The sequence below is a fragment of the Vibrio sp. A1-b2 genome, from assembly GCF_021726015.1.
Classification (GTDB): Bacteria; Pseudomonadota; Gammaproteobacteria; order Enterobacterales; family Vibrionaceae; genus Vibrio; species Vibrio diazotrophicus.
Window position 1 is genome coordinate 448,275 of sequence record NZ_JAKKCI010000003.1, and the last position, 13,336, is coordinate 461,610.

9 protein-coding genes are annotated in these 13,336 nt (G+C 45.4%); 3 read left to right on the top strand and 6 right to left on the bottom strand.

The window, feature by feature from the left end; all coding sequences use genetic code 11:
• Window positions 1-52 precede the first annotated feature (52 nt).
• Entirely contained in the window at window positions 53-757 is a 705-nt protein-coding gene (locus L3V23_RS09590; RefSeq protein ID WP_102953258.1) for a DUF445 domain-containing protein, read from the top strand.
• Between the two features lie 150 nt (window positions 758-907).
• On the opposite strand, the gene L3V23_RS09595 is transcribed toward L3V23_RS09590, so the two are convergent.
• A complete protein-coding gene (locus tag L3V23_RS09595; protein ID WP_237292263.1) occupies window positions 908-2,782 on the bottom strand; it encodes a PhoX family phosphatase in 1,875 nt (624 codons plus the stop codon).
• Window positions 2,783-3,316: 534 nt separating this feature from the next.
• On the opposite strand from L3V23_RS09595, the gene fdhF reads away from it, so the two are divergent.
• Entirely contained in the window at window positions 3,317-7,453 is a 4,137-nt protein-coding gene (gene fdhF / locus L3V23_RS09600; RefSeq protein ID WP_237292264.1) for a formate dehydrogenase subunit alpha, read from the top strand.
• A gap of 124 nt (window positions 7,454-7,577) precedes the next feature.
• Here fdhF and L3V23_RS09605 read toward each other — a convergent pair whose 3' ends face one another.
• Together L3V23_RS09605 and L3V23_RS09610 are read right to left on the bottom strand one after the other, a co-directional pair.
• Window positions 7,578-8,414 (bottom strand): arginase, encoded by an 837-nt coding sequence (locus L3V23_RS09605; RefSeq protein WP_237292265.1) that lies wholly within the window; start codon window positions 8,412-8,414, stop codon window positions 7,578-7,580.
• A gap of 5 nt (window positions 8,415-8,419) precedes the next feature.
• The gene (locus L3V23_RS09610; protein ID WP_042479490.1) at window positions 8,420-9,154 is read right to left on the bottom strand and encodes an IclR family transcriptional regulator; all 735 of its coding nucleotides are present in this window, start codon (window positions 9,152-9,154) and stop codon (window positions 8,420-8,422) included.
• 307 nt (window positions 9,155-9,461) lie between these two features.
• Here L3V23_RS09610 and L3V23_RS09615 point away from each other — a divergent pair, with 307 nt between their 5' ends.
• A complete protein-coding gene (locus tag L3V23_RS09615; RefSeq protein ID WP_237292266.1) occupies window positions 9,462-10,088 on the top strand; it encodes a DUF2057 family protein in 627 nt (208 codons plus the stop codon).
• On the opposite strand, the gene L3V23_RS09620 is transcribed toward L3V23_RS09615, so the two are convergent.
• The 3 genes from L3V23_RS09620 to fdxB all read right to left on the bottom strand — a co-directional run bounded on the left by L3V23_RS09620 (window position 10,075) and on the right by fdxB (window position 13,311).
• On the bottom strand, window positions 10,075-11,352 hold the full coding sequence (locus L3V23_RS09620; protein ID WP_102965310.1) for an HD-GYP domain-containing protein: 1,278 nt from the start codon (window positions 11,350-11,352) through the stop codon (window positions 10,075-10,077). The two genes, L3V23_RS09615 and L3V23_RS09620, sit on opposite strands and share 14 nt — an antisense overlap.
• A gap of 92 nt (window positions 11,353-11,444) precedes the next feature.
• A complete protein-coding gene (locus L3V23_RS09625; RefSeq protein ID WP_102965088.1) occupies window positions 11,445-12,743 on the bottom strand; it encodes an HD domain-containing phosphohydrolase in 1,299 nt (432 codons plus the stop codon).
• Window positions 12,744-13,020: 277 nt separating this feature from the next.
• A complete protein-coding gene (gene fdxB / locus L3V23_RS09630; protein WP_102939844.1) occupies window positions 13,021-13,311 on the bottom strand; it encodes a ferredoxin III, nif-specific in 291 nt (96 codons plus the stop codon).
• Between the last annotated feature and the right edge of the window lie 25 nt (window positions 13,312-13,336).

The window sequence follows — 13,336 nt, forward strand, 5'->3', positions numbered from 1 at the left end:
TTCTCTTAAAATTCCGCCAACTTCTGTTTCAACATAATGAATTTCATCAATCATGAATAAAAGTCTTATCACCAACCTTATCTCTCTCGTGCTATTGGCTGTGGGTTATACCACTCAGAATCAGTTTGCTCTGTACGCAGGTCTGTTCGCTTTTTCGGGCGCAATTACCAACTGGCTAGCTATCCATATGTTGTTTGAGAAAGTACCCGGTTTATATGGTTCAGGTGTTATTCCAGCGCGATTTGAAGCATTTAAAAATGCAATTAAGACCTTGATGATGGAGCAGTTTTTTACCGACACCAATATTGACCGCTTCCTGAATCAAGAGCTCAGTGGCAAACAACCACTCGACTTAACACCGATTATCGCCAAAGTCGACTTCAACCCAAGCTTTGACAAGTTAGTGGATGTGATCGCGAACTCTCAATTTGGCGGTATGCTGGCAATGTTTGGCGGCACTGAAGCACTTCAGCCAATGAAGCAACCATTTGTTGAGAAGATGCAAGAATCTATGGTGGAAATCAGTCAGAGTGAATCGGTAAAAAATGCCCTTAAAGAGCAGCTAGAATCACCAGCAATGTTAGATGAAATCAAAACCAACATTGAGGGCATTATTGACCAACGCTTGAGCGAGTTAACGCCTCAGCTGGTTAAAGAGATGGTGCAGAAAATGATTAAAGAGCACCTTGGCTGGCTAGTTGTTTGGGGCGGTATCTTCGGTGGTGTAATTGGCCTTGTGTCTACCTTTATCGCATAACATGTCTACACCTCAATGATGACTGATATTGAACATAAACACGCATAGACCCATCCATGGAGCTCCAGCGTGCCTTCCTTGGCACGCAGGGTTTACTTATCAATATCAGTCACAACTTCTTTCATTCACTACGCTTTAAGCGCCAATCCTTTAAGCACCGATGACGCCGCCATCTTCACGCGTAATCATCATGATGGTTGAACGAGGCTTAGAAGAACCACCCGCAGGGAAGTTCGACGCTTGTAACTCTTCACCCGGATGCTGAACGCCAATAAACATGGTTTTCTGGTCTGGAGAGAAGGTTAACCCTGTAATTTCACAAGCTACTGGACCAGTTAAGAAGCGGTGGATTTCGCCAGTGATTGGGTCGCCACACAACATCTGGTTGTTACCCTGCCCTGCAAACTCGCCCTTGTTTGAATAGTTACCATCGGTTTGAATCCACAGACGACCTGCTTTATCAAAACCAATACCATCAGGGCTGTTGAACATATTGTTGGCATTGATGTTTTCACTGCCTGCGTACAAGTTACCTTGGTTTACTGTTGGGTTACCCGCAATCAGGTATAGATCCCATGCAAACATCTCTGCGGTGTGGTCGCCTTTTACTGGCATCCAACGAACAATCTGACCGTAGTTGTTTTTCTCACGCGGGTTAGGACCACCCACTGGCTGACCTTCTTTACCACGGTTCTTGTTGTTGGTCAGAGTACAGAATACGTATTCGTTATTTGGATGTACCGCTACCCATTCAGGGCGATCCATAGTCGTGGCGCCCACTTGTGTTGCGGCGCGACGAGCAAAAATCAGCACTTCCGCTTGGCTGTTAAACCCGTTTTCAGGCGTTAAGCCGTTTTTGCCGAAAGTCAGTTCTAGCCAACGACCTTGACCTTTCAGCGCTTTGTCTTCCATATCGAACTGAGCAACATACAAGGTGCCTTCTTCAAGCAAATTGCGGTTCGCTGCATCATCACCTTTCTGGTATTTGTTCTTCGATACAAATCGGTACAGATGCTCACCACGCTCGTCGTCACCTAAATACACCACAACGTGGTTGTCTTTGTTAATGGTTAACGCCGCATTTTCATGTTTGAAACGACCAAGAGCAGAACGCTTAAGAGGCGTTGAGTTCGGATCATTCGGGTCAATTTCCACTACCCAACCGTGGCGGTTTGGCTCGTTCGGGTTTTTCGTTACGTCAAAACGTTCGTCGAATTTATGCCACTGGTAATCACTTGGCTTAGCAGAAATGCCGTAACGTTTTTGGTCTGCATTAACACTGCCTTTGGTATTTGCACCAAAGAAGCTGTTGAAGTTCTCTTCACACGTTAGGTAAGTACCCCAAGGTGTTTGACCGTTTGCACAGTTGTTAAACGTCCCTTTTGGCATAGTGCCCGATGGATCAGCTGCCGTTTTTAGCAGTTCATGACCTGCTGCCGGACCCGTCATCTTCATTTGTGTATTGGCAGTAATACGGCGGTTACGTTTACCGTTACGGTCAATCATCCACTGACCATCTTTACGTACGATTTCGACAATGGTGTTACCTACTGCCGCCTGTGCTTTCAGCACATCGTCAGCAGTCATATTCTTGCCTTGGTGATCAAACAAATACTCGTAGTTGGTGTATTCGTTGTTGATTGCTAGAACTGCGCGATCATCGCTGATCGGGAACAAACTCATACCATCAGTGTTGTCACCAAATTGAAGCGCCTGAGCGGCAGACTCTTGTTTTCCACTTGGATCAAAGTCAGGAGCATTGGGGAAAATTGGGTCACCCCACGAAATGAGCGGTGTTGCTTTGTAGCCTTTAGGAACAACAACTGTATCAGCGGTTGAGGCTGGCACTGGCTCAAAATTCAATAGTGACGATGTCGGTTTTGCTGCAACCGCTTTTGCCACTGGATTAAGCGCTAAAAAAGCACCCGCACTCACTGCTGCTGTTCCAGTTAGGAAACCACGGCGAGACAATCTCGCTTCGATCATTTCACTGAACTGAGAATCTTGCTCATCACGATTCCACATTGGAGACTCCTTGACTTTACTCATTATAGTTATTGCATCATTGCAACTTAGATTTCTAAGATTCAGGAGCTTATCTTTCAAATGTGACTAAAAGGTGAATGTAATGTTTCTAACTAATGACAGCAGTATAAAAATTTGAGAGCCCTATCCGTTCACATTTCCTTTCTATTCCTTATACTCAACAGCAGTAACCACATTTTTATTACCGTTATTTCTGTTACTGAAGCTGTTGCGGCATGAGCAACGTTTATTTGTTTCCATTACATAGTTGTTTATCTATGAATCATCTATGCAAATGGAGACTTATTTACTAACTACAAACCCGTAACGCCCAGTCATTAGAAAGCTTTCTACGATTGTTTATAGCAATGCTAATCAGAAAAAAATCAGTAGAAACTCTGCATCGTCATCCTAAACCAGTGACCACAGAGCAAGCGGAAAAAGAAACGACACAACAATGAGAACAGAAACCAAGGGCCTGAGCTTAATTCATTAACAGGCCAACTTCCTCCTATGGGAGTTAATGAGGGTATTATGAACGTGGTTATCAATGGTGTTTCCTATGCCTATGAGGCAGGGAAAACCGTATTTCAATTTATTCAATCTACTGGGATTGACGTCCCTAGCCTGTGCGCGGCCAGTCATCAGCAACAAAAACAACCTTGCGGACTCTGTGTGGTCGACATTGACGGAGTCGGTATCGTTCGTTCTTGTGAACAAGAACTGACACCGAACATGCGTATTCAAACCCACACAGAAACTTTGCAGCAACTTCGCCATCAGGCTCTGAAACGCATTTTGTCTGACCACAATGCCGACTGTGAAGCACCTTGCCAAATCGCGTGCCCTGCCCATGTGGATATTCAAACTTATTTGCACCACATCGCCCAAGGCGAACCGCAAAAAGCTATCGAAGTCATTAAAAAGCACCTGCCACTTCCTGCCTCCATTGGTCGTGTGTGCCCAGCTTTTTGTGAAGCGGAATGTCGTCGTAGTGTCGTCGATGAACCTGTCGCCATACGCCATTTAAAACGTCATGCAGCAGACATTGATTTAGACGCAGCACCTTACCAAGCTGCAATCCAGCCAAGTAATGGCAAGAAGGTGGCGATTGTCGGCGCAGGTCCCGGTGGATTAGCGTGTGGCTACTATCTGAGCTTATTGGGTTTTGCGACCACTGTGTATGAAGAGATGCCGAAAGCAGGCGGCTGGTTACGTTACGGTATTCCTGAATATCGCCTACCAAAAGATGTGCTCGACAAGGAAATTGAACTGCTCACCCAAACGGGCATGCAAATTCACTGCAATCAGAAGATCGGTGAGAATTACACGCTGGCACAACTGGAACACGATTACGACGCAGTTTGCCTTGCGATTGGGGCAAGTCTGGCAGTGAGCAGTCCCTATCCCGGCAGTGAGTTAGCAGGCTGTTATCTGGGCGTCGATTACCTCAAAGATGCCGCAACAGAACGCAAACTGAAAACAGGTAAACGAGTGGCGATTATCGGTGGTGGTAATACCGCCATCGACTGCGCCCGCACTGCTTTGCGACTTGGCGCTAAAGTAACGCTGATTTATCGTCGCACCATGGCAGAAATGCCAGCAGAAGAGTATGAAATTGAAGAAGCCAAAAACGAAGGTGTGGCATTCCAGTTTCTAGCCAATCCAGTAGAAAACCTTGCCGATAAAAACGGGCATGTGCGGGCGGTGAAACTCGAAAAGATGATGTTAGGTAAGCCAGACTCATCCGGCCGCAGGCAACCGATTCCAACGGGTGAGATTGTCGAGATGAAATTTGATACTGTCATCTCAGCCATTTCACAACGCTCAGATACGGTGATCATTGCAGGTGCTGACCTACCACTAACTCGTCGCGGTACAGCAGATGTCACAGAAGAGACCATGCACCATGCGCGAAATGTGTTTTCAATTGGTGATTTCCGCCGAGGACCAGCCACAGCGATCGAAGCCATAGCCGACGGAAAACTCGCCGCCGAAGCCATTGCAGAAAAGCTGCTGCTCGGTGGTATTGCTCCTAAACCTCATCAATTCAGAAGCAGAAAAGAACCATCACTCAGCCGAGTTAAGCAACTCGAATATCGTTTAGAGGCGGTGAAACGCAGAATCCAATTCCCGCATTTGCCAGAATCAGAATCGACCACCAGCTTTAACGAAGTAGAACTGGATGCGGGTATTGAAGCGTCAATGCAAGAAGCTCAACGCTGTCTGGAATGTGGCTGCCAAGCAAGCACCCAGTGCGATCTGCGAGATTACGCTAGTGAGTATCAAGTCAAAACAGAAGAAGTCGATTGTGCATCGGGTAAACATCGTTTCCCAGTGGACAAAAGCAGTGAGTTCATTGTGTTTGATGCGAACCGTTGCATCAGTTGTGGCCTGTGCGTACAAACTTGCCAAGAAGACACACAGCATGGCGTCCTCCAGTTTACACAAGGTTCATTACGCCCTCATTTCGCTAACGGTGAATCAATGGGCGGTTCAAGCTGCGTGCAGTGTGGCGCTTGTGTTCAAGTTTGCCCAACGGGTGCACTTGCAGACAAACGCGACAAGTCTTACTCCCGAGTGGAAATACTCAAACCCGTAAAAACCGTCTGCACCTACTGTGGCGTAGGTTGTAACGTCGTACTGTATGTGGATGAAAAAGACAACAAAGTTCGTTATGTCGAAGGCGATAAAAACTCGCCAGTTAACCAAGGTATGCTGTGTGTGAAAGGCCGTTTTGGCTTTGACTTCATTCATAGCCCAGAACGCCTAACTCAGCCTTTAATTCGCCAAAATGGTAAGTTAGTACCCACTTCTTGGGAGAATGCGATTGAAACTATCGCTAAACGCTTTACTGAAATTAAACAGAAACACGGCAGCAATGCGCTCGGTGGCTTCTCATCCGCGAAAACTACCAACCAAGATAACTATCTGTTCCAGAAGCTGATTCGTCGCGAGTTTGGCACCAATAACGTTGATCACTGTGCAAGGCTTTGTCATGCCTCTACGGTTACTGGTCTGGAAGCGTCAATTGGTAGCGGTGCGATGACCAATGATATTGCCAGCATTCAGCACTCGGATGTGATTTTTGTGATCGGTTCAGATACAACATCGGCGCACCCAATCATTGCCTCACACCTCAAACAAGCAGTAAGTCGTGGTGCGAAACTGATTGTGGCAGACCCGAAACGTATCGGCATGGCTGATGTCGCAACACTGCATGTTCAACAGCGTCCGGGTACAGACGTAATGCTACTCAACGGTATCATGCAGCAAATCATCCAGAATGCTTGGTATGACAAAGAGTACATTCGCGAGCGTGTTGACGGCTTTGAAGACTTGATGATGGAAGTAATGTCCGATGCTTATTTACCGGAAAAAGTTGAACTCGTCACTGGTGTCAAAGCACAAGACATTAAGCAAATGGCAGAGATGATCGGTACAGCCAAAGTGACCGCCGTCTATTACGCTATGGGTATTACCCAGCACACCACAGGGCACGATAACGTTCGCTCCATCGCCAACTTACAAATGCTGTGTGGCAACATCGGCGTTGAAGGTGGCGGTATCAATCCACTGCGCGGTCAATCCAACGTTCAAGGGGCTTGCGACATGGGAGCCTTGCCAACGGACTACCCTGGTTATCAGAAAGTGTTGAGCCCGCTGGTGCAAACCAAATTTGCTAAAGCATGGCAAGCAGAACACTTATCCACTGAAAATGGTTTAACCCTAACAGAGATGATTGATGCGGCGCATCGTAAAGAGCTTCGAGGTTTGTACGTTATGGGTGAAAACCCTGTACTCAGTGATCCGAACCAAGCCCATGTGATTGAAGCGCTTAAAGCGCTCGATTTTCTGGTGGTGCAAGATATCTTCTTATCGGAGACTGCCGAACTAGCTGATGTAGTGTTACCTTCGGCGTCATTTGCAGAAAAACGCGGGCACTTTACCAATACCGAGCGACGTGTTCAGGCACTTTCTCCTGCGATTAAATCACCGGGCGAAGCGAAACAGGACTGGTGGATCATTACTCAGATAGCGAATGCAATGGGTGGCAACTGGCACTATCAAAACATTGAACAAATCAATGCTGAGATATGCGAAGTGACACCGCAGTACGCAGGCATCACATGGGAGAAAGTGGGCAGCCAAGGTGTGCAATGGCCATGTAACGACCAAGCACCAAACGGTACACGTATCATGCACCAAAGCACATTCAAACGTGGTCGTGGTGAGATGGTAGCAGTACCTTTCATCTATGCTGCTGAAATGCCAGACGAGAAATACCCGTTAATTTTGACTACTGGGCGTTTGCTGGAGCAGTTCCATACTGGAACCATGACTCGTAAAACCCAAGGGCTGGACAAACTCGCAGGGCCAAGAATCATGATCAGCGTTCAGGATGCAGAAAAACTGGGTATCAAAAACAGTGAAATGGTACGCCTATGCTCTCGCCGAGGCATTATCGAAGCGCCAGCTTTTGTCACCAAACGAATGCAAGAAGGTGTGGTCTTTGTTCCGTTCCATTTTGCGGAAGCTCCCGCTAACAGACTGACATCTGAAGCAAGAGACCCTTATGCCAAAATACCGGAGTTCAAGGTTTCAGCGGTAAGGTTAGAAAAATTAGGTTTAACTAATAAAAAGATATCGAAAGTAGCTTTGAAAGAATAATCTGTGTCTATACTTAGTGTGGAAACAACCTCCATCAACTGGCTCTAAAAAGCAAAAACCACTCTTTTAATAAGAGTGGTTTTTTTTCATCTGCCGTTTCAGTTGCTAATGTTGCAGTCGCTAATTAAGCAGCATGAATAATGTCCGGAGAGAGCGAACAAAGCTCATCAACAATCTCTTTGGTTTGTTTTGAGTAGATCAACTTATCTTTCGAGCCAACCAACTGAACCATCTTCACTTTTTTAGACAAAATCGCATGTCTTAAAATACGCAAAACCATCTGATTATCGAGCACGTCATCATCGGACAACCCAGTACTTGGCACCAATGACGCCAAATCGATATTCACCACCAGTTGATCGCAGTGATCCATAAAGTGGTTAAGCTGGTTTTTCAACTGTGTGCGATGACGAAAACTGCATTCGTCAGAGCTTAGCCAATCACAACCGAGATCCTCGGCATACTCCAATACTTGAGAAGCAGTACGCTTGAGATCTGCGCCAATAAAGAAAGCTCTGGTATTTTGAAAACGCGACAACATAAAGTGAAACGCAGAGCCCAAAGTTGGCTCAAGCGATTGCTTCAGCTCAAATCCGTGACCAATATGAATCACACCAATCTCTTCGTTATCCAACGCAAGCACTGGCATCGCTTTGAGGATCAGCTCATGGCAGTTTGCCAAAGCCACCGGGACAGAGCACAACGCAAAGTGTCGGCTGAGCAACTCTTGATAAACAACATCCTGATGATCTTGAACCACGAAATGACCAGCATCACTGTAGTTAAGATTAGATTGCTGTTTGTAAAGCCACTCTGAAGACAACTCCAAACTCTGCTGAGCAAATTCAAACTCTACCTGTGTCATAGGCTTTACACGTTCACAAACGGTTAGAAAAGTGAACGGAGAGAATGTATGCACCGAACTGCGGTTCATACGGTAACGTTTGAATAAACTCAACATGATGATTACCTCTCAGGTGGCAACGCGCGAGCGGCCTGTAACACATGCAAAATGATTCGCTGTTTATTAGCGTCAACGCGATGGGCTGGAGCCATAACTGTAATCGCGCCAATCAATTTGCTTCCTTTCATCACCGGAGCACTGATCCCAGAAACGCCCGGATCAATCTCAGAAGTACTCACGGCATATCCTCGTTGCCGAATTTTCTCCAACTCAACTTGCCACTTGTCCAATTGCTCTTCTTGCCCGAAGTGTCGCAATATCTTTTCACAACGCTGAGTTGGCATAAAAGCCAGCATAGCTTTGGATGAGGCGCCACGAAGCAGGGGTTGACTTTGACCCTGGACGTAGCTGCATCGGAGCGCCTGCATACTTTCTTTCTGGATGACACACAGTGCTCTGTAACCTACCGGCACCATGAATGCAGCCATTTCACCTGTCTGTTTTTGCAAGCGTGTTAACACCGCATCAACTTCGTCTAAATTGTGTTGGCTGGTCTCGTAACTATGCATTAACAGCAAAGCAGCCGGACCGATGATCAAGGTTTTGTCGTATGGACTTTCCTCAATCAAACTCCACTCTTTCAGCAACTTTAAGTGTCGGTAAAGACTACTCAAAGGGACTTGCAATTGTTCACTCAGCGTTTTCGCTGAAACAGGTTCACTATTCACCGCCACTTGCATTAATAGCTGGAGTGACTTTTCGTTGACCTGATTCGTAGACAGTTTTAATTCATTCATGGGATTGTTTTAGCCTTTATCAGTAAACGCCTCAAACTCAAATTCTTATATATCGAGAATCCCACCCAAATTAAAGCATTACATTCTCACTGAGTGAGAATGTTGCAAAATAAATGCAGATTTATAATTAATCGCAATTCTTATGTTACTCACAGATGATGACTTGCATTTCCCGCCATCTATCGGCACCCTCTATATCCTTCCTATTTGAATGTACAGCGATGCCAGCGGCGTTCCTCGTTATTGGTTCTGCTGTTACTGCAAGTAGTTTGCGTATTTCCGCAAGTTGGCTTCAAGGACAAACAAAATGAAATTAATCAAACCACTCTCGTATATTCTCGCCCTCGCTTTTAGCGCGTCAGCGGCCGCTAAAGTCACCATCGAAGTTCCTAGCTCTGTTGATTTACTTGTTGTGAATGGTGAAAAACCGGCAATGTCTGGAAGTTTGTTTTCTTCAACCAAAAGCGTTGAATTGGAAGATGGACAAAATCAGATCGTATTCCGTTTTGAACCCTATTTTACGGAAGGTGATGACCGTGTAGGTGTGGCGAGCGATGTTGTGATCGCTAAATTTACTGCACAAGATAAAGAATTGGTTTTCTCATTGCCTGAGTATCGCGATGCCAAAATGGCGCAAGAAAAGATTAAATCTTTTGACTGGTCTTTGGTGGATAAAAGTGGCTCAGCAATCAGCATTGACCAAGATCGTTTAATCAAAGAAGGTATGCAGCTCGGCCGCAATTTCTATCAAGAAACCAAAGAATACAACCAAACAGGTGCCGTGGCTTCTATTGCTGATAAAAGTGCTGCTTCAATGGCTATCAGCCAGCCAATAGCCGCAGATTCGACAGCAGAAGAAATGCTGCACTTCTGGTACAACAAAGCTGACGCAGAAACTAAAGCACGCTTTAGAGAATACGTTAAGGGGCACTAACCCAACCAGGCGAGCTCTCTTGAATAGAGAGCTCGTAATACTCTTTCTCGTTCTTCACCAATACATCCAACACTTTGCTGTCCAATCGCCCGCAGCTCACTTCGTGAGACATAATTTGCATCACTTCTTCAAGGGTCATTCTTCCTCGGTAAGGCCGCGCTTGAGTTAAAGCCTGAAACACATCCGCTACCGCAATGATACGTGAAGGTAAATCAATTTCTGCGCCTTGCAAACCTCTCGGGTATCCCGAACCATCTAAACGCTCATGGTGATTCGCCGCCCATTCACAAACAGCAGACTGTCCAAACATCATTTGCAATGTATAGCGTGAATCCGTTGAATGACGCTGAATACAGAGGTATTCACTCTCATTGAGTTTACCCGGTTTATGTAGGATATCCTCCGGCGTGTGTAGCTTGCCAATATCGTGTACCAGCCCTGTTAAATACAGCGCTTTTTGCATCTCAGAATTCAACCCCAACTGCCGAGCCAAACTGTGACAAATCTCGGCGACTTTCTGAGAGTGATAAAAAGTGAACTGGCTCTTCGCATCGACGATATTTGCCATCAGCATTGCAATCGCCACTACATCGCCTACTTCTAACTTTTGCTCGAAAAATGGCGTTGAAGGTAGACTTTGGCTCAATGCTTCGATGTGATGATACTCCATCGAGAACCAGATGAATTCTTTGCTCAACAGGCTTTGCATTTGACGCACCAAATCCCTCTCAAACAAGGTGCCACTGAGCCGCCCAATTTCAAGACACACTTCATTACGAGCTTCCTGAGTGACATTGCTGAACTCATCTCTTGGGTAGAGCTCTTTAAGATAATCGACCCGGTCGGCGAGAAATATCAGCGCAGCAAAACGCTTATCTCTGTCTGGGATATCAATGTGCTTTAACTCTTCCCAAGGGGTATGGTGGTACAAGATAGTATCGGCAAAAAGAGCCAATGGTGGGCATTGAGAAAGGAGTTCGTATCCTCGCACACAGTGCTGACGAACATTGTCGGGCTGCATATTCTCAAGCAAATTATAGAAATCACGTTTTTGCGCGACACCGCAGTCATGAATTAAGCCAAGTGAGAATACCAACTGGCACTCTTCTTCACTCCATTCCATCGCTTTAGCACAAGCGTAGGCCATGTAGCCTACACGATGACCGTGATTGATATCATCAATACCAATTGAATCTAGCGCTCTCGCGATACAAAAGAATGTTTGCCTTAAGTTAACATGCCACTCTATTTTGACAGGACTCATCATATGCAGCTCGTTTCTACTGTTTCAGTTGAATACTACAACCCTAATGAAAATATAGTAGAACAATGGCTAGTGGTTAAACTTAGGTTCGATCACTTTTCACCAACTGTTAAGGCTGGCACATAATCGATAATTTCGTCCTGTTCGCCAATAGATAGCTGATAACACTCGTGAGAGTGGCGTTCCAGACACTCAAAAATTTCTCTATCTAACTGATTATTATCAACGAGTGAACGAACTATCCCCAAAGCTTCTTCCAACGGCATTCCCGCTCGGTAAGGTCGTGATTGAGTGAGAGCTTGAAACACGTCCGAAACAGCAATAATCCGGCTTGGCCTATCGAGTTGATCTGCCATTTTACCTAACGGATAGCCCGAACCATCCAAACGTTCATGGTGGTTGGATGCCCATTCGAGAATACGCTGAGAGCGGAAAATAGCTTGCAGGATAAAGCGTGTGTCCGTGGCATGGCTCTTAATGCAGGTATACTCTTCGGAAGTCAGCTTACCTGCTTTGTGCAATACTGGATCCGGCGTATAAAGTTTTCCGATATCGTGCACTAATCCTGTCAGATACAACATCTTCTGCACTTTAGGAGAATACCCAAGCTGCTTAGAGATGAACTGAGCCAGCTGAGCCACTTTCAACGAATGCTGGAAAGTGAAAGAGCTTTTTGCATCAACAATTTTTGCAAAAAATTCAGCGATCTCTATGGTGCCATCCAAATCGACGCGGCCAGAAAAAAACGGCACAGGCTGCATTCGAAAGTACATTTCCTCAATGTACCTTGGCTTCATTGCAAACCAGAAATCGTCTTTATCCACCAGCTCCGTCATGTGCTGGACCATATTCGGTTCAAACACAGTATCTGCATGATGGATCAGCTCATCACAAATCGCTTTTTTCTCGACAGCGGAAAGATTACCAAATTTGTCTTTCTTATGAAGACGGTAGAGATGATCTAAACGGTTGGCTAAAAAGATCAGAGAAGCCAGTTGTTTATCGGTATCGGATAACGGCAGATTTCTCAACTCTTGCCAAGGAGTATGGTGGTATAAAATTGGCGTGGCAAAACAAGACAACGGCTGACACTCTTTCAGCAACATATAGCCTTTTTCACAATGGCGGGAAAAACTGCCAGTTAAACAGTGTGGAAACAGAGGTAAAAGATTAGTCGATTGTGTGCCACCACAGTCATGCATTAGCCCTATTGAAAAAGCTAACTGAGCCTGTTCTTCATCCCACCCCATAAATACCGCACACCGATAGGCAATATATGCCACGTTGTAGCCATGGTAAGGGACTTCATGCTCGATCGCGTCTAACGCTTGAGCAATACCTAACAAAGCCTGACGCAAATTGACTCTTGCATCGTCACCTGACATATCCATACGAAAACTAGCAATCTCACCTAAACTATAAGGCTAGAAAATATAAATGAATGTCATACTTTTGTCCTTGATATAATCAGGGATATCGACGGATCACTTAAAAAATGTGACCCATAATTTTCGCAGAATGACATCTTGTTAGATTTGAAAACGGGATGGATTTTAATTCGTGATCGAAATCCAACTTGGTGCATATTGTAAATGTCTGGTGTTGACTAAGTTTTAAGTAGCTAAGGAGGGTAAGGAACTGGCATTCTTTACCCTTGAAAGCCTGCCACTAAGCATTGGCAGCAGCGAAACTCTGACAGTTTTTCGGACACACTTTTGAACAAGCTTCGCAGCCAATACAATCTGCTGCATTTTTCAGCGTCATAACCATCATCACTTCATCGTCGTCAAAATAATCATCGTCTTCGTCAATATCTTCGTTTTCCACCAGATCAAACACATCTCTTGAACAAACCTTGTAGCAGCGTCCACAGCCGATACAGTTTTGTTTGTCGATGGCCTGAATGAATTGCGGTACCCATTCATCACCGCCTTGGGTATAACCTACTCTATTGCTCACCATTCTCTTCCTTGTTGATATTTAA